Annotated in this window: 24 protein-coding genes and 1 pseudogene; 15 read left to right on the top strand and 10 right to left on the bottom strand. The window is 66.5% G+C overall.

Annotation, left to right across the window (positions count from 1 at the left end):
• Positions 1 to 13: 13 nt before the first annotated feature.
• Entirely contained in the window at positions 14 to 1,084 is a 1,071-nt protein-coding gene (locus tag OG607_RS13475; protein WP_405722896.1) for a LacI family DNA-binding transcriptional regulator, read from the bottom strand.
• Between the two features lie 582 nt (positions 1,085 to 1,666).
• On the opposite strand from OG607_RS13475, the gene OG607_RS13470 reads away from it, so the two are divergent.
• Positions 1,667 to 2,263 carry a low molecular weight phosphatase family protein gene (locus tag OG607_RS13470; protein WP_405722893.1) on the top strand — a complete coding sequence of 199 codons (597 nt, stop codon included), beginning with the start codon at positions 1,667 to 1,669 and terminating at the stop codon, positions 2,261 to 2,263.
• Between the two features lie 15 nt (positions 2,264 to 2,278).
• On the opposite strand, the gene OG607_RS13465 is transcribed toward OG607_RS13470, so the two are convergent.
• The 3 genes and pseudogenes from OG607_RS13465 to OG607_RS13455 all read right to left on the bottom strand — a co-directional run.
• A complete protein-coding gene (locus tag OG607_RS13465) occupies positions 2,279 to 4,012 on the bottom strand; it encodes a DUF4012 domain-containing protein (protein ID WP_405722891.1) in 1,734 nt (577 codons plus the stop codon).
• 115 nt (positions 4,013 to 4,127) lie between these two features.
• Complete coding sequence (locus OG607_RS13460; RefSeq protein ID WP_405722890.1) at positions 4,128 to 4,697, bottom strand: hypothetical protein; 570 nt, start codon at positions 4,695 to 4,697, stop codon at positions 4,128 to 4,130.
• A gap of 280 nt (positions 4,698 to 4,977) precedes the next feature.
• Positions 4,978 to 5,360: pseudogene (locus OG607_RS13455) on the bottom strand (sugar transferase); the annotation flags it as partial.
• A gap of 363 nt (positions 5,361 to 5,723) precedes the next feature.
• On the opposite strand from OG607_RS13455, the gene OG607_RS13450 reads away from it, so the two are divergent.
• The 3 genes from OG607_RS13450 to OG607_RS13440 all read left to right on the top strand — a co-directional run bounded on the left by OG607_RS13450 (position 5,724) and on the right by OG607_RS13440 (position 8,566).
• Positions 5,724 to 6,563, top strand: a complete 840-nt coding sequence (locus OG607_RS13450; protein ID WP_405722888.1) for a WecB/TagA/CpsF family glycosyltransferase — start codon at positions 5,724 to 5,726, stop codon at positions 6,561 to 6,563.
• Between the two features lie 289 nt (positions 6,564 to 6,852).
• Positions 6,853 to 8,265, top strand: a complete 1,413-nt coding sequence (locus OG607_RS13445; RefSeq protein ID WP_405722886.1) for a sugar transferase — start codon at positions 6,853 to 6,855, stop codon at positions 8,263 to 8,265.
• A complete protein-coding gene (locus tag OG607_RS13440; RefSeq protein ID WP_405722884.1) occupies positions 8,213 to 8,566 on the top strand; it encodes a transposase in 354 nt (117 codons plus the stop codon). The genes OG607_RS13445 and OG607_RS13440 overlap by 53 nt, the downstream gene beginning before the upstream one ends.
• A 19-nt stretch (positions 8,567 to 8,585) precedes the next feature.
• Here OG607_RS13440 and OG607_RS13435 read toward each other — a convergent pair whose 3' ends face one another.
• Complete coding sequence (locus OG607_RS13435) at positions 8,586 to 9,404, bottom strand: class I SAM-dependent methyltransferase (RefSeq protein WP_405722881.1); 819 nt, start codon at positions 9,402 to 9,404, stop codon at positions 8,586 to 8,588.
• A 399-nt stretch (positions 9,405 to 9,803) separates the two neighbouring features.
• Here OG607_RS13435 and OG607_RS13430 point away from each other — a divergent pair, with 399 nt between their 5' ends.
• Complete coding sequence (locus tag OG607_RS13430; protein ID WP_405722879.1) at positions 9,804 to 11,036, top strand: glycosyltransferase family 4 protein; 1,233 nt, start codon at positions 9,804 to 9,806, stop codon at positions 11,034 to 11,036.
• Between the two features lie 128 nt (positions 11,037 to 11,164).
• Here the strand turns inward: OG607_RS13430 and OG607_RS13425 are convergent, their stop codons facing one another.
• Positions 11,165 to 11,350 carry a hypothetical protein gene (locus OG607_RS13425; protein WP_405722877.1) on the bottom strand — a complete coding sequence of 62 codons (186 nt, stop codon included), beginning with the start codon at positions 11,348 to 11,350 and terminating at the stop codon, positions 11,165 to 11,167.
• A 327-nt stretch (positions 11,351 to 11,677) separates the two neighbouring features.
• Between OG607_RS13425 and OG607_RS13420 the strand changes: the two genes are divergently transcribed.
• Complete coding sequence (locus OG607_RS13420; protein WP_405722875.1) at positions 11,678 to 12,208, top strand: glycosyltransferase; 531 nt, start codon at positions 11,678 to 11,680, stop codon at positions 12,206 to 12,208.
• Between the two features lie 255 nt (positions 12,209 to 12,463).
• Positions 12,464 to 13,282 carry a class I SAM-dependent methyltransferase gene (locus tag OG607_RS13415; RefSeq protein WP_405722872.1) on the top strand — a complete coding sequence of 273 codons (819 nt, stop codon included), beginning with the start codon at positions 12,464 to 12,466 and terminating at the stop codon, positions 13,280 to 13,282.
• Between the two features lie 2 nt (positions 13,283 to 13,284).
• On the opposite strand, the gene OG607_RS13410 is transcribed toward OG607_RS13415, so the two are convergent.
• Positions 13,285 to 13,464 carry a transposase domain-containing protein gene (locus OG607_RS13410; RefSeq protein WP_405722870.1) on the bottom strand — a complete coding sequence of 60 codons (180 nt, stop codon included), beginning with the start codon at positions 13,462 to 13,464 and terminating at the stop codon, positions 13,285 to 13,287.
• Here OG607_RS13410 and OG607_RS13405 point away from each other — a divergent pair.
• From OG607_RS13405 to OG607_RS13385, 5 genes are all read left to right on the top strand, one after another.
• A complete protein-coding gene (locus OG607_RS13405; RefSeq protein WP_405722868.1) occupies positions 13,463 to 14,215 on the top strand; it encodes a class I SAM-dependent methyltransferase in 753 nt (250 codons plus the stop codon). The genes OG607_RS13410 and OG607_RS13405 overlap by 2 nt on opposite strands.
• A gap of 28 nt (positions 14,216 to 14,243) precedes the next feature.
• Complete coding sequence (locus OG607_RS13400; protein ID WP_405722866.1) at positions 14,244 to 15,440, top strand: glycosyltransferase; 1,197 nt, start codon at positions 14,244 to 14,246, stop codon at positions 15,438 to 15,440.
• Positions 15,437 to 16,246: a glycosyltransferase gene (locus OG607_RS13395; RefSeq protein ID WP_405722864.1), complete on the top strand. Its 810-nt coding sequence runs from the start codon at positions 15,437 to 15,439 to the stop codon at positions 16,244 to 16,246. The genes OG607_RS13400 and OG607_RS13395 overlap by 4 nt, the downstream gene beginning before the upstream one ends.
• A 237-nt stretch (positions 16,247 to 16,483) precedes the next feature.
• Positions 16,484 to 17,143 carry an FkbM family methyltransferase gene (locus OG607_RS13390; RefSeq protein WP_405736733.1) on the top strand — a complete coding sequence of 220 codons (660 nt, stop codon included), beginning with the start codon at positions 16,484 to 16,486 and terminating at the stop codon, positions 17,141 to 17,143.
• Positions 17,144 to 17,459: 316 nt separating this feature from the next.
• A complete protein-coding gene (locus OG607_RS13385; RefSeq protein WP_405722862.1) occupies positions 17,460 to 18,767 on the top strand; it encodes an alpha-L-fucosidase in 1,308 nt (435 codons plus the stop codon).
• Here OG607_RS13385 and OG607_RS13380 read toward each other — a convergent pair.
• The gene (locus OG607_RS13380) at positions 18,737 to 19,972 is read right to left on the bottom strand and encodes a hypothetical protein (RefSeq protein WP_405722859.1); all 1,236 of its coding nucleotides are present in this window, start codon (positions 19,970 to 19,972) and stop codon (positions 18,737 to 18,739) included. The genes OG607_RS13385 and OG607_RS13380 overlap by 31 nt on opposite strands.
• A 127-nt stretch (positions 19,973 to 20,099) precedes the next feature.
• Complete coding sequence (locus OG607_RS13375; RefSeq protein WP_405722856.1) at positions 20,100 to 21,470, bottom strand: lipopolysaccharide biosynthesis protein; 1,371 nt, start codon at positions 21,468 to 21,470, stop codon at positions 20,100 to 20,102.
• A gap of 538 nt (positions 21,471 to 22,008) precedes the next feature.
• Between OG607_RS13375 and OG607_RS13370 the strand changes: the two genes are divergently transcribed.
• Positions 22,009 to 22,689 carry a glycosyltransferase gene (locus OG607_RS13370; protein ID WP_405722853.1) on the top strand — a complete coding sequence of 227 codons (681 nt, stop codon included), beginning with the start codon at positions 22,009 to 22,011 and terminating at the stop codon, positions 22,687 to 22,689.
• 54 nt (positions 22,690 to 22,743) lie between these two features.
• Here OG607_RS13370 and gmd read toward each other — a convergent pair whose 3' ends face one another.
• Positions 22,744 to 23,793 carry a GDP-mannose 4,6-dehydratase gene (gmd, locus tag OG607_RS13365; RefSeq protein WP_405722852.1) on the bottom strand — a complete coding sequence of 350 codons (1,050 nt, stop codon included), beginning with the start codon at positions 23,791 to 23,793 and terminating at the stop codon, positions 22,744 to 22,746.
• Positions 23,794 to 23,948: 155 nt separating this feature from the next.
• Between gmd and OG607_RS13360 the strand changes: the two genes are divergently transcribed.
• Both OG607_RS13360 and OG607_RS13355 read left to right on the top strand, forming a co-directional pair.
• Complete coding sequence (locus OG607_RS13360) at positions 23,949 to 25,457, top strand: polysaccharide biosynthesis tyrosine autokinase (RefSeq protein ID WP_405722851.1); 1,509 nt, start codon at positions 23,949 to 23,951, stop codon at positions 25,455 to 25,457.
• Positions 25,458 to 25,512: 55 nt separating this feature from the next.
• Entirely contained in the window at positions 25,513 to 26,517 is a 1,005-nt protein-coding gene (locus OG607_RS13355) for a GDP-L-fucose synthase family protein (protein WP_405722849.1), read from the top strand.
• Positions 26,518 to 26,623: the final 106 nt, after the last annotated feature.

Raw genomic sequence — 26,623 nt, 5'->3', positions numbered from 1 at the left:
GCCCTGCTGCTGGTCATCGGCGCGCGTCCGCCGGTGGTGCCACCGAGTCGCGTACCACCACATGGGTGCCCAGCAGCAGGTGCTCGTCCTGTGCGCCCGGGGTTCTGGCGAGCACCGTGCGGACGGCCAGGCGGCCCAGTTCCTCGTAGGGGACGTGGACCGTCGTCAGGGCGGGGTGCAGATCGCGGGCGAACGGGATGTCGTCGTAGCCCACGAGCGAGACGTCGCCCGGCACGTCCAGGCCCGCCTCGTGCAGAGCGGTGAGCGCTCCCGCCGCCACCATGTCCGTGGCGGCGATCACCGCTGTGAACTCCAGCCCCTGGGACAGCGCCTGTCGCATCAGCCGGTACCCCGAGTCCCGGGTGAAGTCGCCGGACAGCCGCAGCGCCGGGTCCGGGTCCATGCCGCGGTCGCGGTGGGCGGCCAGACAGCCGCGCTCGCGTCCCTGGGCCGTGCTGTGGTCCGGGCTCCCCCCGAGGAAGAGGACCCGCCGGTGGCCCTGGGCGAGGACATGCGCGCACAGCGCGTAGGCGCCGCCCTCGTTGTCGTACTCGATGACCGTCACCGGCGCGCCGGGCGCCAGCGGAGGCCGCCCGCACAGCACGAGCCGCGACCCGGCCGAAGCCAGCGAGTCGGCGACCCGGCCCATGCGCTCGCGGTACTCGGGGGTGTCCGCCCCGCCGCCGACCAGAATGACGGCGGCGGCCCGATGGGCACGCATGGTCTCGATGAAGTCCAGCTCGTGCCGGGCGTCCCCGTCCGTGCTGCACACCAGGCACAGATGGCCGAGCCGGCTCGCCTCGCGCTCCACGCCGTGCGCCATGAGCGCGAACGACGGCCCGGTGATGTCGTCCAGGACAAAGGCGAGCGTGGGCGTGCCGACGCCCGCCACCGCCTTGGCCCGCGCGTCGGCGATGTAGTCCAGTTCGCGGACCGCCCGCATCACGCGCGTACGGGTCGCGCCGCTCGCCGGATACGTGCCGCCGAGGACGCGCGACACGGTCGACGCCGACACCCCCGCCCGCGCCGCCACATCCCGGATCGTGGTCCGGCTCGCACCGGCGTCGGCGCTCTTCCTCGTCATGGTCCCGCCTCGCCCCCCTGGCGCCTGTGGACGTGCGGCAACACCCGCGCCAACCGGTTCCGGAACCGGAGGCTAGCAGCGGGAGCGGACGAGGGCGAGCGACCCGGGGACTGCCGCCCCGGGCGGCCCTGTTTTCCGTTGGGGCGTGCTGCCGTCGCCGACAAGTCGTCCGCGCCCGGCACAGCGGCTGCGGACACCACGGCCTTCCCCAGCCCTTCCCCTCCCTTTTCCCTTCGCTGTCGTCATCGTCGCGGGCAAGCATCCCGGGGCAGCCTCAGCTTCACCAGCCGCAAAGCCGCGACGGACTTGCCGGCCTCAAGCTGCGCTCTGGCGTACGTGTGGCGCAGGACGCGAGCGCTTTCGTCGGTGGCCAGGTCGGATACGCGACGCTACGAACGCGCTCGTCAACGACTTCGAGTACCAGTCCGCGGCGAGAGCGCGGTGGTGGTCGCCGTGCCGCCCACCGCCGTGGCGGGCGCCTATACGGGTACGGTGACCCACTCGGTCGCGTAAACGAGCGCGCACGGCGATGGCCCGGCGGGGCGAACGGACGAAGGTGACCTTCGCCGCGATACTGCTGTCATGCCCGACCACTCCGCCGCGTCGGCCCGCGGCCACTGGCGGCTGCCGTTCCGGGTGCTCATGGTCTGCACAGGAAACCTGCACCGCTCGCCGCTGGCTGAGCGTCTGCTGACGGCCCGCCTGGGCTCGTCCCGGGAGATGTTCCGGGTGAGCAGCGCCGGCACAGCCGCAAGGGCGGGCACCCCCATGGACCCGGTGGCTGCGGCTCTCCTTGCCGGGCTGGGCGGGGACCCGTGCGGTGCGGTCGCTCGCCGGCTGACCGTGGAGCTGGTGGAAAGCGCCGACCTCGTGCTGGGCGCTGCGGCGGAGCACCGCGATGCGGCGGTGCGGCTGTCACCCGCCTGGGCGCTGCGGCGGGCGTTCACCTTGCGTGAGTTCGCCAGGCTCCTGAGGGCCGACGACGCCGCCGGGGTGGCCGAGCCCCCGGACCGGGCTGCCGAGCTGGTCCGCGGTGCCGGGGCCCGCAGGGGGTCGGAAGGCCCCGGTGAGGACGACGACGTGGCCGACCCGTACGGGGCGCCCGAGCAGGTGGCGCGGTCGTGTGCGGCGCGGATCGCGGAGTCGGTGGAGCGGATCGCCGTGGCCGTACGGGGCTGACCTGTACCGGCGGCCTCAACCGCCGCACCGCGGGTACGGATGCACGGTGGCCTGCAACGGCCGCACCAGCGGCTGGCGCAGCACGACCGGCGCCCGCGTGGCGGGAGGCTCAACCAGGTGCAGTTCGAGCGTGCGGGCCGATTGCGCGGGCAGCTCCATGTCCAGGGTGAACACGGGATGCCTGCGCTCCGTGGCGCTGTTCAGCAGCGCGGTCCGGCCGTCCAACGTAGCCCCGGTCAGGACCGCTCCCGTGCTCGCGAAGTAGGAGACCAGCAGCCGGTTGTCCCCCGGCCTGGTGGCGTACGGCGGCTTGTCCGCCCGCTGGGTGACGTACGTGGGGAGCCCGGAAGCCGGGGCCCGATTGGTGAGCGTGACCGTCACCGTGATGTCACGCCCGTACCGGCTGCACTGCTGCGGCTGCCAGTCCAGCCTCCGGTCGAGGTAGTAGTCGAGCTTCGACCCGGCCGCGTTGTTGACGACCAGTCCTGCGAACGGTGCTGGGCCGTCCGGCAGGTCGCCCGCGAAGTGGTGCCGCTGGACTTCCCGTTGCTCGGACCGATGGGCGCTCCACAGGGTGACCCGCCCCTCGTTCAGCTCTGTGTGCAGAGCTGACAGCAAGGCAGGCAGCCGCCGGCCGCCGGCGGCGGGGATCAGCTTCGAGGCAGTGGCGCCGGCTACGTCGAGGAAGAAACCCTTGCGCTCCATGGTGTTCGCGAAGGCCGCGTAGCTGGCGCGTTCGGTCAGATCCACCACGTTCCCGGCCGACACGGTGGTGCCGTCGGCCAGCCGTGCCGGACCGGTGACCGCGAGCAGCCCCGCCATCGCACCCGGGTCGAGGGCAATGACCCCGTCGGTCTTCTTACCGCTGTGCCGCGACCAGGCGTCCGCCCAGATCTGCGCGGCGTAGGGGAAGTGCGGACTGAGGTTGGCGTTCACCCAGGTGGTGGTGGGCGCGTTGTGCGCGTACTCGGCGTCGTACTCCTTGCCGAAATCCACTGTGGCGAGGGCGTCGGCCATGACCGTGTCATTGCCGAAGTCCGCGAAATTCAACTTTCCCCGGGAGGCCGTCAGGACGGCGAACGCGCCGGGCAGCCCTCCGGTACCCCGGGCCTCGGCCGTGTTCTGGAAGATCACCAGATAGCGCCGTTCGCCCTCCGCGCCCATCATGGCGGGCAGCACGCGCGCCGCCACGGCGGCGTCGGCCGTGGCCGGCGCGAGCCGGTCGAGCTCACCGTTGAGGCGCGTACGGGCCCGGTCCGCGGCCGGCAGCCAGGTGTTGCGGGGCAGCCCGGCGGAACGCGTACGCGTGTCGGCCGACACGCGCGCGGCGCGTCGCAGGGAGGGAGCCGCGCGGCGCAGCGCGGCGAGGTCGATGGGGCTGCCGGCCCCCCGGGCCTCGGCGGTGAGGCCGGTCGCGAGGCGTACCAGCGGGGGCAGAACATCCGCGGTGACACGGTGGGTGGCCCATGCCGCCCCGCGTACGGTGCGCACCGGGTCGCCCAGAACGGGGACCTGCGCCGCCAGGTACCACGCCGGGCCGGTGGTATAGCGGTGGGCCCGCGCGGCGTGGCCGGCGGCGGAACGCACCTCGGGCGCCAGGGATCCGAGGCCCTGTGCTCCGCCCGCCGACGCGCTCGCCGTCCTGAGGCCTTGCAACGGGGCCAGGTCGCGTTGCGCGGCCAGCAGCTCGTTACGGGCCAGCACCCCGGTGACGACGATCCACGCGCCTCCGGCGAGCACCAGGCCCACAGCGCCCCACAGCAACGTACGGGTCCGGCAACCAACGCGTCGCCGGGCCCGTACGTCGCTGTCGGCTCGATCCCGGAACCACTCCCGAGGCGGCATCAGCCGTGCTGCCCCCTCGTCATCCGCGCCGGCGCCGGCGCATGAGGTACGCGCCCCCGCCGAACGCGCCCAGCGCGGCGGCCGCGCCGGCCACGGCCAGGGTGCGGCCCTTGGCGTTCTCCGGCTCCTTGACGTGGTTGGCCACAGGCACCGTGTCGACGTTCACCGGGGCCGACCCCGCCCCCGCCCTCGCGTCGTCGGCAAAACCGGTAAAGCCGGGAAGCCAAGGAAAGCCAGGAGAGCTGTAATGGTAGTGCTGGCCGGGACGGTAGTGATGCCCCGGACCGTCCCCGGGACCGCCCGGCAGCCCAGTGACTGTGATGATTGCGGACAGATACAGTCCTGACTCCGAACCGGTCAAGGAGAAGCTGTAGCTGCCGGTCGGCGTCCGCCGGGGGATGGTTACGCTCCCACTCGCCTCACCGGAGCCGTCGGCCTTGACGACGGCCAGCAACGTCGGGTCGGGCCGGTCGGCTCCGGTACGCACCTCCGGCGCGAACCGCGCGGCGACCGATTCGCCCACTTTGAATGTCTTCCCGACGAACGTCAGCACGTTGCCCGCGATCAACGTGGTGGCGTTGAGGACCATAGGACCGGTCCCCGGTGGATAGGGGGCGGCACTGGCGGCCGGCGCCGAGACCACCGTTGCGGGAACAGCGAGTAGAGCGGCCGCGGAGGCCGCCACTGCGATGCGCCGAATCGAAGATATCGACATCGTGTTCGGGCTCCTTCAGCTGAGACTTGCGCCCGGCTGCCGGCGCAGCTGGGCAGACAGTGAGACGAAGGGATGGATACGGCCTCGGAGGCCCTGGATAACGGTTCCCACGGCACAACCCTCCGGATGGGGGAGCGAAAAGCACCGGACGGCCTCAGTAGGCTCCGTTCCCCCGCAGTACCGCCGCCGGGGTCCGGGCCAGGATGAGCAGGTCCAACCGGAGCGACCACGTGTCGACGTACTTCAGGTCCAGGCGCAGGGTCTCGTCCCAGCTGAGATCGGACCGGCCGCTGATCTGCCACAGCCCGGTGAGGCCGGGACGGACCAGCAGCCTGTGGCGCGCGTCCCCGGTGAACGCCGACACAGCTGTGGCAGCTCGTCCAGCGAGAAGCGCCGCAGCCAGCGGCCCGTGCTGGTGATGCGCGGGTCCTCGCGGATCTTGAACAGGTGCCCGTCGGTCTCGTTGCTGCCGGCCAGTGCCTGGCGCTGCCGCTCGGAGCCGACCCACATGGTGCGCAGCTTCAGAACATGGAATTCCGGCGCCTGATCCGAGCATTCTGCTTGCGTACTGCCTGATGCCGAGCGGGGCGATGAACCGCTCCGACGGCGGGTCGGCTTCATCCATTCGACGCCGCGGCCTCGCGCATCCCGAACATATAAATATAAATATGGCGTCAGCTCAGGTTCCTTCATTGACACTTCAGGTCGGCCTTTGGGGTGGGGCGGTCGACCCGGCGGCGAGAGGACTGCCATGCGCGCAGCAGTGACCGGCGGGACCGGTTCCATCGGCTCCCACCTGTACGACCGATTGCTGAGCAGCTGTCTGAGCGACGGCCCCTTGATGGTGTACGGAGCTGGAACGGCCTTGGCCGCCCGGGTGCTCCCCGCAGGAGCGCACCCGTGACCGTCCTGGCCGGGAGAGGCGATGTCCCTGTCGTCGAATGCATGGGTGTGCCCATCACCGCCCACACTCCCGAAACTGCGGCCCGTCACGTGATCCAGCTCGCCCTGCAGCACCGCGTTACCCGTTCCTCGGGCCCCACCACCGATGCGCCACCAGGTACCGACGTGCACCTGTGCAACGCCTACACGCTCGCCCTCGCCGACCGTGATCCAGAACTGCACGGCATCCTGCGTCGTTCAGGACTCAATCTCCCCGACGGACAACCTGTCGTCTGGGCCAACCAATTGCTGCACCGAAGAGCTCAACTGCCCAATACGCGTACTTGTGGACCAGAGCTCTTCTTGGACGTCTTCGCGCTCGGTCAAGTCGCCGGAATTCGGCACTACCTGCTGGGCTCCACGCCGCACGTGCTCGATGCTCTGCAGCGAGAACTTCGCCGGCGATTTCCACAAGCCCTCATCGTCGGCGCTCACTCCCCGCCCTTCCGGCCCTTGAGTGTGCGAGAGCGGCATGACCAGGACCGGGACATCCTCGCCTCCGGTGCCGACATCGTCTGGGTCGGACTCGGTACGCCCAAACAAGATGTCCATGCGACGGCACTCGCATCGGGACTGCCGGTGGTGTGCGCGGCCGTGGGAGCTGCCTTCGACTTCGTCGCCGGCCACAAGCGGCGGGCCCCGCGCTGGATGCGGAGCTCTGGGCTGGAGTGGATCTTCCGCCTGTTCTGCGAGCCCCGCCGCCTCTGGCGGCGCTACCTGTTCGGCAACGCGCGCTTCCTCTGGGGCGTGGCTCGGCAGACGGCCCGCGACGCCGTGCAGGGCGCCTTTGCGTACTGAGCGTACGAGGTGCTCTTCCCTGCCGATTGGTGATCCTGGTCCTGCCAATGCCGGATCGGCAGGTCCGACGCCACACGCGAACTGCTCCTCAGCCTTGGGCGGCCTCAATGAGGGGGAACTGAATCGGCCTTCCCCCTGCACCACTGTTCGTCCAGCCGAACGACATGGGAAGTCAAACAATCCGTGGGACCCAGTTGGAGGGTACATGTCGCTGTCCAGAGCAATCGGCCCTGACGTTGCATCAGCAGAGCAGGTCGAACCGCATCTCACTCGACGTCATCCTCTCGGCATGCGAAGACACCGGGGCAAGGTCGCCTGGCACTTGCCGATGGCGGTCGCCGTCGATGCTGCCGTAGTAGCCCTGCCGGCAGAGTTGGTCTTCGGGCTGGCGAACGAGCCGCACGCCGGGGCGTGCGCGGCGTCGTCGGCCTTGGTGTGGCTGCTGATCGGTACCTCGCGGGGGCGGTACTCGTCAAGGAACCTGGGAGAACGCGACAGCGTCACCTCCATGCTGCGGGACTGGCTGGCACTGGTGGGAGTACTCGCTGCCTTTCATGCAATGACAGGCGAGTCGTCCGACTTCACCCTGGCGTTGGCTGCACTGGTTCCGTGTGTCCCGATGACTGCGGCACGCCAGGCACTGCTGCGCCGCCACTTGCTCGCGCTGCGCCGTAGTGGGCGGGCCGTCAGGCGGGTTCTCGTGATCGGAGAGTCGAGCGCCGTGGACGGGGTGGTGAGTCATCTGGCACGGCATTGCGACCACGAGTACGTCGTGGTCGGAGCCTGCACATACGGCGATGGGAACCATGTCTCGGCGGCCCCGATCGCTGCCCGGTTGGACGGGCAGCCGCCAGTACGCGCGTCAAGGGATTCCTCTCTCGTGCTGGAGGCGGCCCGCAAGCTCGACGCCGATCTGGTCTTCATCGTGCCGGGGCCGAGCATGGCGGGTGATCGGCTTCAGCGACTTTCGTGGGCCGTGCACGGCGACGGGCGTCGGCTTGTCGTACTGCCGGGGATCACCGAGGTGGCCCGGCGCCGCCTTGACGTCTCCTCCGTGGCCGGCCTCACCCTGTTGCACGTCGCGCCACCCATCCGCCGCGGCCCCGCCTTGTTGCTGAAGTCGGCGACCGATCGACTGGGCGCGGCGCTGCTGATCGTGCTGCTCGCCCCGATTTTCGCCGTGGTGGCGGTCGCCGTCCGACTGGATTCAGCAGGAACGATTCTGCATCGGCAGATCCGCATCGCGCAGGGCGGTCGGCCGTTCAACATGTGGAAGTTCCGCAGCATGGTCGGCAACGCCGAGCAACTGCGTCAGGGGCTTGCCGGGGACAATGAGCACGACGGTCGCATATTCAAGATTCGACGCGACCCCAGGGTGACCCGGGTGGGGCGAGTGCTACGTCGCTACTCACTGGATGAGCTCCCCCAGCTGATCAACGTCCTCCAAGGGCACATGTCCCTGGTGGGGCCGAGGCCGCCGCTACCCGATGAGGTGGCGGGATACAACGATGTGGAACAGCGCCGGCTGAGCGTCAAGCCAGGGCTCACCGGCCTGTGGCAGGTCAGCGGTCGCTCCGACCTGTCGTGGGACGAGACGGTCGCCCTGGACCTGCGCTACGTCGACAACTGGTCCCCGGCAGGGGACCTCGATGTACTCATCCGCACTTTCCGGGCCGTTGTCAGCGGCAACGGTGCCTACTAACCGCGCCGGAGCGGAGCGCGGCGCCGCCGCTCGGCCTAGCCGCTGGCCGCTCGACTTGGTGGTCTTGCACAAAGATCCCGGACAGCGGGGCTTCAAGGTCCAGCCGAAGCGGTGGGCGGTGGAGAGAACGTTCGCGTGGATCACCATGCGACGTCGCCTGGCCTGCGACTACGAACGCGACCCGGCGCACTCCGAAACCGTGATCCGCTGGGCCATGACCGACGTGAACTCCGCCGACTCACCCGAGGTCGACTTGCCGTCCACCAAGGACCCCGCCCACTACGCAAAACCGCCCCCATAACCCGATCTCAGACACCTTCTCAGTCGCCTCGCCGCTCGGCGGTGATGAATACGTTGGTCGGCCGAATTTTTTGCCACGCTCTCGTCGCGTGGTATCGGTAGTTCCAGGCGGTGGTGACCGCGAGAGTGCGATCGACGAAAGCACCGGTCTGGGTCGCATACAGGTTCCTGCGCACTGCCCTCCCGATCCGGCTGGTCATCGGTGACATGCAGAACACGCTCGACCGGATGGACAAGCCTGCTTGGTCGACTGCCGTTTCGAAAATATGCCTAGGAATCCCTCTTTCGCGCAGTGTCAGCCCGGGTTTTCGGGGCGAACGCCAGTCACCCATGGAGACAACCGGCTCGCGGAGTACCACCCATCCGCCGGGTGCCAGAACCCGGCCGATCTCCCCCACGACGCGACTCACGTTGGGCACGTGGTGGAGTACTCCAAGGCAGAGCACAAGGTCGAACGCCCCTGCCTCAAATGGCATTTCTCCCGATGGTACGGGCTTGACATACTCCAGGGGAAAACCCTGAAGATTGGTCGATCGTAGTCTGTCGGACGGCTCCAGAATGGTAATGCGGTCGACGGCGTGCAGGATGGGCAAGAACTCCTCACCGAAGGAGCTCCCTACACCCAGCGCGTGCGAAAAACGGCGCCGGGGAAGAGTCCTGAAGCCAAGGAAGGAGTTAATCCCATTATAACCGTAGGGGGTTCGAGGTTCCGCACTGCCAAGATCCGCATACGCCTCTCGTTCGTCTGCGAACCATTCTTGGATCTGCTCGTCGGTGAAATCATCTCCCCAGAGTTCCTGCCCCGAGAGGAATCGATCGGCATATGTGTCGCGCTTCATGTTTTGCACTCTAACGCGCAGTCACAGGAAGAGGACCGCGTCGAACGCCGAGCCAACCCGTTTGGCGCAGGGCCAGCGCGCCCCGGCGTCACCGCCAGTCCGACGCGGTAGACGGCCGGCTGATGGGCGTTGACCGTGCTCTCTCTTCCGGCCCACTGCTACACCCGGTAGAGGGAATACGTACCTAATCCTGAACATACAACTGCATGGCGTCGCAAGACTTTCCACTCTGGCATGTAGTCGTAATAACGGTGCTGGCTAACTTCGCCGTTCATCGCCACTCCGGTCCGGATTCCCGCCCAGCGGCCGAGAGGGCTCTGGAACGTCTGGAGGAGCGGCGGCTGCGGCTCGATCCGCACGACACCCGCGGTCAGCGGGGCCAACGGGCTGGAGGTTTCGGTGGAGGTACTCGAAGCGTGTGCGAGCGGCCTGCGGGTCGCCGTGGTGCACAGTTTCTACGGGTCGAGCAGCCCCAGTGGGGAGAACCAGACGGTGGTCGCACAGGCGGAGGCTCTGCGCAGGGCGGGCCACCGCACGCTCCTCCTGGCCAAGTACACCGATGAGCTCAGCCACCCGCTGTATCCGCTTCGCGCCGCCGCAACGGTGGCCACGGGATTCGGCTGCTCCCCCCTGGCCGAGCTCCGACGACTTCGCCCGGATGTGGTGCACGTACACAACCTCTTCCCCAATTTCGGCCGGACCTGGCTGCGTCGATGGCACGGTCCCGTCGTCGCCACGGTGCACAATTACAGGCCCATGTGCGCCGCCGCCACGCTTCACCGGGACGGCGCGACATGCACTCGCTGCCCGGACGGCGACCGGTGGGCCGGGCTGTACAGCGGCTGCTATCGGGGGTCGCGGGCGGCCACGGCGCCGCTGGCCTGGGCAGGCCGCCACGGTGCTGCGGCCGACCCGCTGCTGCGTCGCGCGGACCGCGTCGTGGTGTTGTCCGACGCAAGCCGCAGGATGTATCTGAGAGCGGGAATTCCGGAAAGGCAGATGGACCTTGTCCCCAATTTCACCACCGATCCCACCGTCCTCCGGCAGGCCGAAGACGTGCCGATGGAACGAACAGCGAGGTGGCTTTTCGCCGGGCGGCTGACGCCGGAGAAGGGCATCCGGGAGCTGCTGTTGCGCTGGCCTGCCGGTCGCCCGCTGGACGTGGTGGGCAGCGGCCCGCTACTCGATGACTGCCGCCGGGCTGCCCCAGAGGGGGTGCGTTTTCTCGGCGCCCTCGACCACGCGGAACTACGCCGCAGGCTGCCGTCCTGGACAGCACTGGTCTTCCCGAGCCGCTGGCTGGAGGGCGCCCCTCTCATCTACCCGGAGGCACTGGCTGCTGGACTGCCGGTCCTTGCCTTTCCGGGTTCAGGGGTTGCCGAAGCCGTAAGGACGCAGGGCACGGGCGCTGTGGTCGGCTGGGACGAGTCCTTGGACGCGGTGCTGGCGGATGCCACGGAGCGCTTTCCTGCTCTGCGTCACCACTGCCGGAGCGTCTTCGAGCAGCACTACACCGAGGAAGTGTGGACGGCTCGTATCGACGAGGTCTACACCAACGCCATCTCCTCCAGAGCGGGTGCCCCTCATGCCCGATACAGCGGATCTGGGCCTTGGACCAGGGAGATGCGGTGACACGACGTAGGCTGCTCATCGTCCAGCCGTACATTCCCGATTACCGCGTCCCTTTCTTCCGCAGGCTCACGGCGGACCTGCACGCCGGTGGAGTCGAGCTCACCGTCGCCCATGGCCTTCCGACCGGCTCACAGGCCCAGCGCGGCGACGCCGGCGCTCTGCCGGGTGCTGTGGCCCTGGACCAGCACTCGTTCCGCCTGGGCGGCCGCACTCTGCTGTGGCGGCAGCTGGGGGAACTCGCCCGCCAAACCGACGCGGTCGTGCTGGAACAGGCACTTCACAACCTGGAAGCGCTTCCACTCTTGATGAGGCAACTGGCCGAACCTGTGGCCCGACGCGGTCCCTTGGTGGCCTTTTGGGGGCACGGACGGACCTACACCAAACCGGTGGGTCGCGTTGTGTCGTCCCTCAAGGAGATCATGACCAGGCGGGGTTCTTGGTTCTTCGCCTACTCCGAAGGAGGAGCCGCGCACATTGCGGCACGCGGATTCCCCCGTGACCGGATCACTGTGCTGCGCAACTCCGTCGACACTACGGAGATGGCCTGTGTGCGGGACAGGGCGGGGCAGCGGGGAACACCGGAGCACGCTGAGGCGCGGTCTCTATGCGAGCGGCATCGCCTGAGGTCAGGTCGCACAGCTTTGTTCATCGGCGGCCTGGACGCGTCCAAGCGCATCCCCTTCCTACTGGAGTCCGCCAGGCGGATCGCCGCCGAACTTCCGGGCTTCCGGCTACTGGTCGCTGGCGAGGGACCCGACCGTCGATTGGTGGAGGCGGCCGCGTCCCAGCCGGGTAGTCCCGTAGTCGCGCTGGGATACGCCACACGGTCGCAGATGGGGCTGCTCGGCGCTGTAAGCGACGTCATGCTGATGCCTGGCCGGGTCGGGTTGTGCGCGGTGGACTCCTTTGCATTGCGCACGCCCGTGGTCACGACCGAGTGGCCCTGGCACGCTCCCGAGTTCGAGTACTTGATCGGCGGATGCAATGCCCTGATCACGCCAGACGATGTGGATTCCTACGCGACGGCGGTCGCGTCGCTGCTACACGACCCTGCTCGCTTGGACTCGTTCCGCACCGCATGCCTGGACGCGGCCGCCGATTACACCGTCGAAGGCATGGCCGCCCGCTTCCGCGACGGTGCTCTCCGCATGCTTGGTGAGAGGGACACATGAAGTCCTGCACACCATTTGGGGCGCGAGGGCGGCTGAGGGGAGTCGCCCTCGGCACAGGAGACTTCCCGTGGGGCAAAGGCGCACCTCGCTGGCCACGACCTGGGATTCCGACTCGCGCCGCTGGCGTGGGGGCTGAGTCCGCCAGGGCTACGGGTAGGAGTTCGGCGCCTCCAGGCTGGACTGACTCGGCCGCGCGGCCCAACACACAGACATATATGAGGCATATACGGGGTAACCGCCGCTAGGATCGACAACATGTCGGATTTGCGTCAGAAGGTCGCCCGCAGTCGGATCGCCGCATTGGCAGCCATTCCCGGACGAGTATCCCTGATCGGACGACACAACGCTGCGGTGCTGCAAAATTCTGCTCGCTGGCTGGTGCGTTCGCGAGAGCATACAAACTTCACCTATGACCTCACGCCATTGAACCGAGAGCATTTGGCCTGGTTCATTTCCACAGTGGCGGCTCGTCCGGTCGGAGAAGTCCGGAAATACTTTGATGAGGTCGAGTCCGACCATCGGCTGAGTAGCCACATTCGGCGTGCCAATGCAGCGAGTGATCGGCGACGCCTGGCCGACGGTGACGTCCGGCTCGGCCGGCGGATCGGCTGGTATGCACTCGTCCGTGCTCTTCGGCCCGCGCACATCGTCGAGACCGGCACGGACAAAGGGCTCGGTGCCTGCGTAATTGCCGCGGCTGTCCTGCGCAACGGCGGAGGGCGAGTCACGACAATCGACGTCAATCCTGACTCGGGATGCTTGATCACCGGCCAATATGAGAGCGTAATCGACCGCCGTATTGGCGACAGCCTCGGCGTGCTCGGCCGGCTCGGCACAGTGGACCTATTCCTGCACGACAGTTTGCACACCCGTGACCACGAGATGGCTGAGTTGGCGGCCGTCGGACCGCGCCTCGCAGAACAAGCCATGGTGCTCAGCGACAATGCCCACGCCTCCGATGGCCTGTCCGGCTGGGCAGAGGAGACCGGAAGTCAGTTCCTGTTCTTCCGTGAACAGCCCCACGCCCACTGGTACCCCGGCGGTGGAATTGGCGCAGCTTGGACCCGGCTCTAATCTCAAGAACAATGCCGGCCGAGTACGAAGCGCACCTCCAGCTTCGGTGGGAGCAGCCGCACCCGAGCCTCGCGATCCTGGGTCATGGCCAGCACGGCGTCCATCAGATCCGGCGGAAACGCCGCGGTCAGTCCGCGCTGACGCCATGGTTCCCACCGAGGCAGACGGGCGAATCTGCGCATGATCGGAGTGTCCGCGCAATGCCCGGCGTTGTATGCGTACTACGCTGTCGCCATGTCTCTCCCTAGGGAAATCGTTAAATTTGCAGTGGGTACAGTGAATCGGCCGATCTCCCGCTACCGATTCTCCCGGGCATTGGCATCGGCATCGTATCCTTACAAGATCGAGATCGGCGCGTACCGCACCAAGCGCGCCGGCTGGATCGATACGGATATCAGCTGGCGCACGCGGCATTATATGGATGCGACCAAAGACTGGCCAGTGCCGACTTCCTCCGTCAGCCACGTCTATGCCGATAATGTGATCGAGCACCTGCGCATGGGACCCAATCGAAGGCTTTTTCGTGAAGCGCATCGCGTGCTCGCCCCGGGTGGGCGCATTCGACTGGCCACGCCAGACGTGGAGTACCTCGTCGATCGCTACATGAAGGGAGACGATGAGACGAGAAACCTAATCGAGATCTCGAATCGGAAGAATTATGAGGCATATCATCCCGTTGATCTGCTTCGAGTAGCCTTTCAGGAGTGCGGCCATCACGTTGGATACTTGTGGGACTACCAATCCCTACGCGATGAACTAAGATTGGCGGGTTTTACGAATATCTGCCGGTTCGAGCCCGGACAGAGTGACGAACCAGAACTCAGGGCGTTGGAGACTCGCCAGGATTTCGCCCTCGTCGTAGAAGCGAAAGTCGTCAAGAGCCCCACTCCCCAGTGGGCCACTCGACAGGCGACTTCGGAAAGCGCTCGCTGATACCCAACATTAGGCGACTAATGAGTAAATGTTCACCGTTCGAGCCGGAGAGGACTTCGGCGTGAAACCCCGAGTCGCATGGTACACGCCGCAGGTGCTTCCCTACTCGCAGACCTTCGTTGCTAACCAGTTGGCTGCGCTGCGCGGGGTCGACTCCCGGCTATTCGGTGTCGAATCCGTTCCGGACATCGCGGCGCCGGGAAAGGCATGGGTACTCGAATCCGATTGCACTTTCGGTAGGATTCAATCACTGTTATTCAAGGCGACGCGGCGCTCACCCGCCCTGCATGGCGCCCTGAAAGAATTCGACCCCAGTGTTCTGATCGCTCACTTTCTCCAGTGCGCCTGGCGTGTTTCGCAGGTCGCGAAATCCGTAGGGATCCCGTTGGCCGCGATGTGCCACGGATCCGACTTTCTGACGCTGCGCGGAAGCAGGCGGCATCAGTCATGGAGTACCCGGCAGCTTGCTGGCAACTGGCGAGTATTCATCGAGGAAATCCCACTGTTTCTAGCCGCGTCAGCTTTTCTAAGAAATCGGCTCCTGGAAGCGGGAGTGCCATCGTCCAGGGTCGCTGTCCATTACCTTGGAGTGCCGATTCCGGACGGCGCAGGGCTCGGCAGCGCCAAAGAGCGCTCCGGAGTGCTATTCGTCGGTCGGCTCGTTGAGAACAAGGGATGCGGCCTTCTGCTCACCGCCGTCGGGAGACTTGCCAGCGGTCGGCGTGTGGATGTGACTGTGGTGGGGGACGGGCCGCAGCGAAGTGCGCTGGAGAAACAGGCAGCTGACTTACCATCCAGCGCGAAAATCCACTTCGTCGGCAAGCTCCAGCAGGATGCGGTGTTCCGACTCATGAGACAGCACCGTGTGCTTTGTGTGCCGAGCACGGAGGTCGCGTCAGGGGCATCTGAAGGCCTTGGCCTGGTCGCTTGCGAGGCCGCAGCTCACGGCCGTCCCGTGATCGCGTTCGACACAGGGGGACTGCGCGAGACCCTGATTCACGGCACGACAGGTCTCCTGGTACCGCCAAGGAATGTCGGGGAACTGGCGGAAGCGTTGGAAGCAGTGCTGTCCGACGACTCCTTGGCGGATGCTATGGGCCGCGCCGCACGGCAGCTCGCGACAGAAAGATTCGATCTTTCGGTACAGGGCCATCGGCTCCACGAGCTACTCGTGACACGCGACTTGATCAGCGGTCGGCACAGCCGGGAGGCGAAACCAGGATGACAACAGTGCCGCCACGTGTCCGACTGGTCGTTCCAACCACGGGACAACGGCCTCTCTACCTACGGCAGTGCCTGGATTCGATCAGGCGTCAGCGGGAGCCGATCGAGGTCGTGATCGTCGCCCCCGCGTCTGCTGCGTCCGTGCTCCATGCCTTCGCCGAGCGGTACGAGTGCCGCCTCCTGGTTGAACGAGACAGCGGCATCAGCAACGCGGTCAACCAGGGATGGGAGGAAACGGAGGCAGATTACGTGGGTTGGCTGGGTGACGACGATCTACTCGCCGACTGTGCTGTGTCGGTCGCCGTCCAAGAGCTCGAAAGGAACCCGGCGGCGGCTATGGTCTATGGCCGGGTCCAGGTCATCGACGCCCAGGGGCACCACGTGTTTACTATGCGCCCTGGGAAGTTTGCTCCGAGCATTCTCAGATTTGGGCCCAACTTCGTCTGGCAACCGGGCTCTCTATACCGGCGAGACGCTGTGAGCCAGGTGGGGCTCCTCGATCCTTCGCTGCGCTACGCGATGGATATGGACCTACATCTTCGACTGCGTGAGAAAGGAGTCCTAGTCTATATTCCCCGATTGCTCGCAGCCTACCGCCTGCATCCAACCTCCTTGACAGTCACCAATCCTGAACCAAATGCAGAACGCCGAATGGTAATTCGCAGGCACCTCGGTCGCGTAGCCAGATCGTGGGAAAGTTGCTGGTGGCCCCTGGTCATGAGCGCAGCACGCGCGTGGCGTTACGCGCATTTCCGAACCGGCCGGGAAGAGCGGCTGGTGACGACGCAGGTCTTTCAAGAGGAGTGACGATGACGCATACAGACAATGCCGAAATGAGCGTGATCACTGACGAGGGCCGGACGCGGGCGCTACGAGCCTTGGACCGGAACCTTCGCGCGAGCCGCATCCGGTTGCGCTACAGGGCTCTTCGGCACCCTGTACGGCTCGGATATCCCACGCCGTCGCAGGTGCGGAAATGGAAGCAGCGTGGCTACAGCGTGCGAGCAAAGGCGATCACCCCATGGGGGGCAACAGATCGTCGTGATGCTGCCCGACGATGTGTCCGTTTCATTGCGTCAGAACGGGTTCTTCGAATATGACCTGAGCGCATTCTATCTTCGTTTCCTGAAGAACGGCATGACATTCGTTGACGTCGGTGCGCATGTCGGCTACTTCAGTATGTTGGCGAGTAGGGCGGTCGGTCCGGCCGGTCGTGTGTTCTCCTTTGAGCCGACTCAGTCGACTTACGATGTGCTGGTGACCAATGCGCGAACCGAGAGCAACATCACGCCGATCAACCAAGCTGTGTGGTCGGAAGAGGCAGAGATCGAACTGCATGACTACGGACCATGCTTCAGTGCCTTCAACTCCGCCTTCGGGGCACGGTCAGAGGGGGTCCGTACCGGGTTCTCGGAGCGTACGCATAGCGTACAGGCCGTTTCGCCTGATTCCTTCGTGCGCGATCAGGGATGCACTCCCCATGTGGTGAAGATTGACGTGGAGAGCGCGGAGGGGCACGTGCTTCGCGGAATGCATCATGTGCTCAGTGAGCACCGGCCGGTCGTGTCTCTCGAAGTCGGAGACATGGGCGTACCGGGTGCCGCAAGCAGCCGGGATTTGATCGAGCACGTACTCGCGTACGACTACCGGGCGTTTGAGCTGAGTGACGGACAGGCTCTGCCTCATCAGCCGAAGCGCGAGTAAGGCTACGAGAACATCGTTCTCGCACCCGATGAGGGAGCCGGCCGTCTCTGAGTCCTGTCCTCTGCTGTACGGGTGGATTTCGGAACGCATTCGGTTCCTCAGTACGATGTTTCCGAACTCCCGAGGCTACGCTTCGGAAGGTGACTATCTCAGGCAGTGGAAGCAATGGCACCACCCCTTTGGACTCGCAGGGATTGCCTCGTCGGCGGATTATGGCTAGTGCGGTTGCAAGCGCGGGGGCTCTGCTGGTCCGAAACAGGTTGCGAATGCGCTGGCCAAACCAACGAGTTCCAGCGCGTCGGACTATCAGCCGACCATGGCATCACTCGACACCCATCCCGTGCCTCAATGGCACAAGGACGCCAAATTTGGAGTCTTCATCCACTGGGGCGTATACTCCGTGCCCGCCGGCGGGGTCCGGAAGTCCGCTGCGGAGTGGTATTTGCGGCGCATCAACCAGGTGGGCTCCGCAGAGTACAACCTTCACCGGACCATCTACGGACCTGACTTTCCCTATGATGCGTTCATTCCTCAGTTCAAGGCCGAGAATTACAACCCCGACGAGTGGGTGCGGCTGTTCGAGAGTGCCGGCGCGCGCTATTTTGTGGTCACCAGCAAGCACCATGACGGATTCGCCGTGTACCCCAGCGTCGTAACAAACCGTCACTCTGTGGCCATGGGCCTACACCGCGACCTGGTGGGCGAGCTTGTCTCAGCAGCACGGCGCCGCGGAACAGTGCGCCCAGGCCTCTACTACTCGCTCGGGGAATTCTATAATCCGGCCCTCGCCCGACCGATGCGTAATCCGTACACGGGCGCGGTGATTCCCTACGCCGGCTACCTTCCGGTCGACGACTACGTGCGGGACTACGAGCTGAAACAGCTGCGCGAAATCATCGACCGCTACGACCCGGACCTACTGTGGGGAGACGGACCGTCGCTCGGGCCGTCGGACGGGATCTGGCACAGCGAGGAAGTGCTGGCCTACTACTACAACCAGGCCAAGAACCGCAGCAGGCCGAAGGAGGTGGCAGTCAACGACCGATTCGGTATGCACTACGATTTCGCCACCCACGAACAGCGCACCAACTCCAGCCTCGACCCGCGCAAGTGGGAGTGCTGCATCACCATTGGTGCCTCGTGGGGTTACAACAAGGCCGAACTCGCCGAGGACTTCAAGACCTCCGAGTATCTGGTCCACCTGCTCGTCGATGTAGTCAGCAAGAACGGCAACCTTCTGCTCAACGTCGGGCCGCGGGCTGACGGCACCATCCCTGACGTGGCGCTTGACCGGCTGCGAGCCATCGGAGCCTGGCTCGACATGAACGGAGAGGGGATCTACGGATCCTCGCCTTGGTCTCGTCCCGAGGAGGCTGGTGCCATTCCCGGCATCCGGCACACCCTCACCCCGGGCAAATTCCACACCATCATGCTCGGATGGCCGCGAAATGGGCTCGCGATCCCTGCTGATGTGCCCATCAGCGAAAACTCGCAGGTCAAGCTCCATGGCAACCGTGGAGAGCCGCTGTCATGGAGCCGCCGCGATGGAAAGATCCTGATTACGTTGCCGGACACTCCGCCAGGTGATCACGCCTACACGTTCACCTTCGACGGGATCCGTTGAGCCGAAGGCGGAACCGTGCCCGACTGCCGCTGGCTGGCCAGGTAGACAACCGCTGCGGCGGCCGCAGTCCCCAGGTATACCCCTTCGAGCCGGGGCCACGGAGAGAACAACAGGTCCCAGCCCAATTGTCCGGCCAGCAAGGAGAAGATCAGAGCCGGCGACCCGGATCCGGACCGCACCGCAGCGGCGAGTGCCCATAGGACAAGCCCCACCGGGAAGAGCAGCCCAGGGAGTGCGAGGACTCCCGTCTCGGCCCACACCTGGAAGAGCACCGAGTGCAGAAACATGCCCCGGCCGAAGTAGTAGCGGGTGATGCCCTCGTGGACGGTGACGCCGATGGCCTGCATGCGGTCCAGGAACGCGGACCGCGTCTGCACGCTCACTTGCGGCGCCACGCCGCGGCCCACCAGCGGTGAGTCCTCGATGACTGCGGTGGAGGCGATGAACTCCGGTCGAGCTCCCAGCAGCAGGCCGCCCTCGACGCGGCTCTGCACCTCCCACTTCATCTCCTGCTGCGCACCGAGCCGGCCGCTGTCGGCGACGTGACCGTAGCCGACGTAGACCACAGTGCCAAGCGCGCACAGAGCAGCACTGAGCAACACACAGCGTCTGAAGACCGGACCGGACCCGCGCCGGGAGGCGAGCAGGCCGACCACAGCGGCCACGAAAAGGATGAGGAACTCGGACCGGAACCCGAGTTCAAGGTTCAGCAGTGCGACGGTCAGCATCGCCAGTGCCGACAGCCATCGTCTGTCCCGGAGGGGTGGTGTTGCCACCACGAGGGCGGCTGCCACGCTGGCCACGGGGCCGAATCCGTACTTCCACGGATCCGCTGAGAGTCCTGGCGTCGGGACGAAGGCAATGCCGCCCGCCAAACCGACCACAAGCGACACGACGTAGATGTTCTTTACCCGTCCGCGCTGCTGGAAGGCCCACATCGCACCGCAGAAGCTCAGTGCCACGGTGATCGGTCGGCACAGCGCGTAGACGGTGTGCCCCAGGGGGTCGTGGACGACCAACTCGGTGGCCGCTGCGGTAAGCAACCACAGGGTAAGCAGGCACAGACACAGGCGCCCCGATTTCTGGCCCCATGCGGCGGTCAGAGCCACCGGCCCCATCGCCAGCAGAACACAATGCCCAATAGTGACCCCACCGTTGACGTAAAGCGACCAGGCCATTCCAAGACCGACGATCGCTGCGATCATCCCCGCCAGCAGGTCACCTCCGTTCACCGTGGCGGCGGCGGTCGCGGGTGGGTGTGCGTCGACCGCACCTCCCACCGGCAGTCGGTCTTTGGGGTGGACGTCCGCGAGCGGGGGGTTCGCTCTTGTGTCATGCACGAGACATGGCCCTTCGCAGGCTGGGGATCAGGACAACGGCACTGAACGCGACCACCGAGCCGATGACCGGGCCCGGTGCACCGATGAGGCACGCGAGCGGGATGGACAGGACGAGGTTGATGACCGCCATGATGCTGATCCTGAGCGCTTGGAAGCGCAGGCCAACCGCATCCGTCAGCCACATGCTGACCGGGTAGTTGAGCGCCTGGACGAAAAGCAGGGCGGCGAACGCGGCCATGAGACCGGCCCCCACATGGACCCGGTCGTGCACCATCCACGAGCCGACGGCGGGGCCCAGTGCAACGAACGCCGTGCCCATGAGAACCCCTCCGGCGGCGAAACAGAGGGTCAGCGTGGCAAGGTCCCGACGGGAGGGCGCGTCCCGGGCTTCGCGCTGGTGGGCGAAGAGGGTCCACAACGGCACCCCGGCGATACCGATCAGGCCGATCGCCGGGGTGAACAGCTGCGCCCCGGCCGAGTAGACGGCAACGGCCGCGGGGTCGGCGACGTGGCTGAGGACCAGCCGGTCGGTGGTGTACGCGACGGAGGATCCGGCGTTGATGACGAGCATCGGCGCCGTCAGGTGGCGGATACGGCTGGCGGGCTGACACCGTCGCCAGGTGCCTGCCACGAGGGACAACAGGGGCATGGCCAGCAATCGGCTCGCCAGAACCAGGCAGACTACGCCCACCGCGCACTGGGCCAGGAAGCCCGACGCTGCGAATGCTGCAATGGGAGCGTGTATGACGGCTGCGATCAGCAACAGGACAAGAGCCAGCACACTTCCCGCCGCCTGCATGAAGAGGGCGATGTGAGTCCGGTTCAGGGCGATGAGGAGGGACTTGCCCAGGCTGAAGGGGAGGCTGTAACCGAACGCCGCGAATGCGACAGCGACACAGGCATCGGTGCCCGGTTGCGCCGTCCGTCCGAGCGCCGGAGTCCACGCGCCCAGGCAGGCCGGAACGATGCCCACGACCGCGATGAGAGCACCTGCGTATGTAAGGGTCCGCGCGCCGGAGACGACGGTCTGGCGCACGGGCTCCCGGTCGCTGTCGCGGCATTGCGCCAGCGCGTTGATGATGGCCGCACCGACACCCAGATCACCGAGAGGAATCATTGTCGGCAGAGTGACGGCCAGTGTGACGAGGGCGTACCCGGGCAGCCCGAGAGAGTCGACCATGACACGTGTGGTCAGCAGCATGGCGGCCGCGGTGATGGGCAGTGTCACGATTTTCGCGACAACCGACTTGCCCGCGGCTCGCAGGAGGGGTGCCGTCCTCTCGTTGAGCGGGCGGGTGGGGGTCGTCTTCCTCGACGCCTCCGGCATCTCCTCTGCCGGTTCCTTCGCAGACTGCTGGCCCATCAGCACACCGCTGGTTGATGCAGCCGTACGTCAAGGAACATGCGTTCTCCCAAAATGCGGCTCGGTGACTGAGAGCACCATGAAATATTTTTGATAGTTTGCCACCATTGGTACTTTTTATGCATCTATTTCATCTGTGCGCCACGTCGCCTCCGAGGAGACTGTAGAAGTGGAAGCCGCCGTTCCTGGGTTCCGTCACCGCGAATTGCGTACGCTGCGCGTGGCCGTACCCCCTGCCCACAACCATCCCTCGTACTACGTGGTCAGAGACCTCGTCAGGGCAATGACCGCCGAGGGGGCCCTCCCGCAGCCGCTTCCCGTGAGCCCGACGGCAGGTCGCTTTCTCGCCAAGGGGCACGTCGCCCTCCCGTCCCCAGTGCGCCGACGCAGCGGACCTGTCTTCGTCCCCCTAATGGGGGCCCGATTCGGAGAGCTGTATTCGGCGGCACTGACAGGGGATGTCGTCCCCTACTGCTGGGATGTGTGGGAGCCGCTCTGGGAGAAGTTCGCTGTGCGACTGCGTCGGCTCCGGCCACGCGTGGTGTTCGTCACTGCCCAGCAGTCCGCCGAGTTTCTCGGGCGGGCCCTTCCGGACTCGACGGTGGTCCATTTGCCGGAGGCCACTCGGACGTCGTGGCATGTTCCGCAACGCCTTCTGAGTGAACGGACGATCGGGGTGCTGGAGCTGGGGCGACGGCACAACGGCTGGCACGAGGCTGTGTGCGGGGCGCTGGAAAGGCGTTCGGGCCACCGCCATGTCTATGCCCGCTGGCGGGAAGAGCTCGTCTTTCCCAGCGAGCGGGCTCTGCGCGATGGCTTCTCGGACACCGTGGTGTCCGTCTGCTTTCCCTCGTCGATCACCCATCCCCTGCGGTCAGGTCGCGTTGAAACCATGACACATCGTTATCTGGAGAGCATGGCGTCGGGGTGCCTCATGGTCGGACACGCGCCCCGAGAGCTTGTGGACCTGATGGGATTCAACCCGGTCGTCGAAGTTGACTGGAGTGCCCCGGTCGACCAGTTGCTCGACATCCTGGCCTCACCGCAGCGCTGGCAGCCACACGTCGACAGGGTGTTGCGACGCGTGCGCGAGGTGGGCGACTGGAGAGTGCGAGTACGCGATATCAGGGTCGCGCTGGAGGTGGCCGACTTCAACGGTGCACCCACGGCGGGGACGACCAACCGAGACAGGCGGCGCGGCGCCGTGAAAGCCGTCTGACCGGAACCCTGGCGGGGACTGGGGACAGGAGCACACGGCGCCGGGTCTTCCCTGCTACGGAGCCACCAGAGCCGGAGCGTCTGTCTCCGGGGCCAGGCAGGCCGCGGCCCCGAGACCCCTCGGCTGTTCCAGGCCTGCCAGCTCCGCGTCGACCATAAGGCGGGCAAGTTCCCGACCGTACACCGTCGGCCGCCAGTCCAGCACCCGTTCGGCCTTGGAGGCGTCGCCGACCAGGTCGTCGACCTCAGTCGGGCGCAGGTAGCGGTTGTCGAAGCGGACGTGGTCGCGCCAGTCGAGGCCGGCGTGGGCGAAGCACTCCTCGACGAAGTCGCGCACGCTGTAGCTGGTGCCGGTGGCGATGACGAAGTCGTCGGGTACGTCCTGCTGCAGCATGCGCCACATCGCCTCGACGTACTCCGGCGCGTATCCCCAGTCGCGGCGGGCGTCGAGGTTGCCCAGGTAGAGCTCGTCCTGCAGGCCGGCCTTGATGCGGGCGGCGGCCATGGCCACCTTCCGGGTGACGAAGGTGGGTCCGCGGCGCGGCGACTCGTGGTTGAACAGGATGCCGTTGACGGCGTAGATGCCGTATGCCTCCCGGTAGTTCCGGGTCACCCAGTAGGCGTAGACCTTGGCGACGCCGTACGGGGAGCGGGGGTGGAAGGCGGTGCCCTCGTGCTGGGGCGGCAGCGTCGCGCCGAACATCTCGGAGCTGGAGGCCTGGTAGAAGCGGCAGGGGAGGTTGATCGCCCGGATGGCCTCAAGGAGGCGGGTGGTGCTCAGGCCGGTGGTGTTGCCGGTGAATTCGGGCTCGTCGAAGGAGACCCGGACGTGTGACTGGGCGGCGAGGTGATAGACCTCGTCGGGCCGGATCTGCTCCAGGAGGCCGGCGAGCCGGGTGCCGTCCGTGAGGTCGCCGTAGTGGAGGAACAGGCGGGCTTCGGGGTCGTGCGGGTCGCGGTAGAGGTGATCGATGCGGTGCGTGTTGAAGGTGGAGGCGCGTCGGACGATTCCGTGCACCTGGTAGCCCTTCTGCAGCAGTAGCTCCGCGAGGTAGGAACCGTCCTGGCCGGTGATGCCGGTGATGAGCGCCGTCTTGGCTGTCACACGCACTCCCTGCTGATGGGCTGTCATGTGGGGCCCTGTCAGCGTACGGACCCGCCGACTCAAAGGATGGCAATTAGGATCATGTGTCGCATTTGCCTGTTTCTGGTCATAAGGTGTGGCTTTGTACTCACTGGCTCCGACCGGGGACGGACATCTTGGATCTGCGCGACTACCTACGGGTCCTCTCTCGCCGCTGGCGCGTCATCGCTGCACTGACCCTGCTGGGCACAGGGCTCGGCGTACTGGGCACCTACGCCGTCACGCCCGAGTACCGGGCCAGCACCACGCTCTTCGTCTCCATGCAGGACGGAGTCGACACGGCCCAGCTGAACCAGGGGAACGTCTTCACCCAAGCGCGGGTGCAGTCATACGCGAAGATGGCCACCAGTCCCCTGGTGACGCGCCCCGTCGTCAGGTCGCTGAAACTCGGTATGACGCCAGCTCAACTGGCCAGCAGGATCTCCGCATCCGCGCAGCTCGATACGGTGCTGCTCCGGATCACCGTCACCGACACCAGGCCGAGCCGGGCGGCATTGATCAGCAACGCCGTGGCCGAGCGCTTCGCCGGCATGGTCAGCGAGCTGGAGCGGCCGGCCAACGCGGAGTACTCCCCGGTGAGGCTGAGTGTCACGGAGCCCGCGTCCACGCCCACTGCGCCCTTCTCGCCGCGTCCTCTCGTGAATCTCGCGCTCGGTCTGCTTGCCGGGCTGGCGCTCGGGGCGGGTTGCGCGGTCCTGCGTGAATCGCTGGACACCTCGGTACGCACCAGCCAGGCCTTGGCCGACTTGATGGCGAAGGCCGGCGGGCCTCCGGTTCTCGGCAGCATCGTGCACGACGCGCGCAATGCCCGGCATCTGGTGGCTGCGCGGGACGACATGCACGGTATGCGTGCCGAGGGCTTCCGGCAGCTGCGCACCAACCTTCGGTTCGTGGACGTGGACAGGGCACCCAAGGTGATCGCGGTGACCAGCGCGCTCCCCGGAGAGGGCAAGACCAGCGTCGCGGTCAATCTGGCCGCCGCGATGGCAGAGGCGGGTGCCAAGGTGTGCCTGGTCGAGACCGATCTGCGCCGCCCCACCGTGGCACGGTCTCTCGGCCTGGTCGGAGATGCCGGGCTGACGTCCTGTTTGATCGGCCAGGCACATGTGCAGCAGGTGCTGCAGTCCACCGGTACGTTCTCGGTTCTGACCAGTGGGGCGGTGCCGCCCAATCCGGCGGAACTGCTGGGCAGCGAGCAGTTCCGTAGCGTGCTGGCCACCCTTTCGGAGGAGTTCGACCACATCGTGATCGACACGTCGCCGGTGCTCCCGGTCGCGGATACCGCGGCGATGGCCCCGGTGGTGGACGGTTACGTGTTGGTGGTGCGGGCTGCCCGCACCGGCCGTACCCAGGTCGCTGCTGCCCTGGACACACTTCGGCGTGGCGGCACTCCCGTACTGGGCACGATCTTCAATATGGCTCCGCAGAAAGGCGAGGAGGGGGCCTACGGCTACGCGTACGCCTATCGGCCGCAGCGCCATACGACCGGCGCATTCTCCCGGCTGCTGCGCAATGAGGGGCACGTGACACCCGCTGAACCCCCGGCCCTTCAAAGTGCGTCAACGATGCGGCCGGCGGGAATGGATGCCGTTCGGAACGGCAAGCCCAGCCGCTCCGACTGGTGAACCCATGTTGGCTCCGCAGTGGCGACCCGAGGACGGCGCAGGCGCAACTCCTGCCATGACGCATGAGCCGATCCGGGAGGCGCCCCCTCGAACGGGGGTCGGCGTGGCCGCCGAGCAGGTCTGGCTGCCGCCCCGTGCCCGCATTTTCGTGGCGGGACACCGTGGTCTGGTCGGGTCGGCGGTCAGCCGCCGGCTCGCCGCCGACGGTCATGAGGTGATCACCCGTGGCCGCGGTGAACTCGATCTGCGCGACGCCACGCGGACCGGAAGATTCCTGGCGGACGTCCGCCCGGACGCGGTGGTGCTGGCCGCGGCGAAGGTCGGCGGCATCATGGCCAACAGCAACTTCCCTGTGCCGTTCATCGAGGACAATCTGCGCATCCAGCTGAGCGTGATCGCGGGTTCGTACGCCGCCGGAGTCGGCCGGTTGCTCTTCCTCGGGTCGTCCTGCATCTACCCGAAGCTCGCCGAACAGCCGATCCGCGAGGAAGCGCTGCTCACCGGCCCGCTGGAGCCGACCAACGAGCCGTACGCGCTCGCCAAGATCGCCGGGATCGTTCAGATCCAGTCCTACCGGCGGCAGTACGGCGCCTCGTACATCTCCGCGATGCCGACCAATCTCTACGGACCGGGCGACAACTTCGACCTCCAGACCTCGCACGTCCTGCCCGCCCTGATCCGCCGCTTCCACGAGGCGAAGCGCGACGGCGCGGCCGAGGTGACCCTGTGGGGCTCGGGCACCCCGCGCCGTGAATTCCTGCACGTCGACGACCTCGCCGCGGCCTGTGCGCTACTACTGCGAAGCTACGACGGCGATGAACCGGTGAACGTCGGCTGCGGCGAAGATCTGACGATTCGTCAACTCGCGGAGACCGTCCGGGCCGTGGTCGGATTCGACGGCCGCATCAGCTGGGACACATCCAAGCCCGACGGCACGCCGAGAAAACTCCTGGACATCTCCCGCCTCACCGCGCTCGGCTGGAAGCCGGCCGTCGCACTGCGCGAGGGGGTCGCTGCCGTCTACGCGGACTGGCGGACAGGACCGGCCCCGGTGAGATGACGGCAGGTCGATATGGGCTGCGACTGGGCGCGGAGCCTGTAGCTCCGTGGGGCGGGGCGTTCGGTCCGCACTACGGAGCGGCGCGTTCACCCAGAGGGTTTCTGGT

Source organism: Streptomyces sp. NBC_01537, assembly GCF_045040445.1.
In the GTDB taxonomy this organism is placed as follows: Bacteria; Actinomycetota; Actinomycetes; order Streptomycetales; family Streptomycetaceae; genus Actinacidiphila.
The sequence above is the reverse complement of the archived record's forward strand: the minus strand, read 5'-3'. Positions and strand labels throughout refer to the sequence as shown.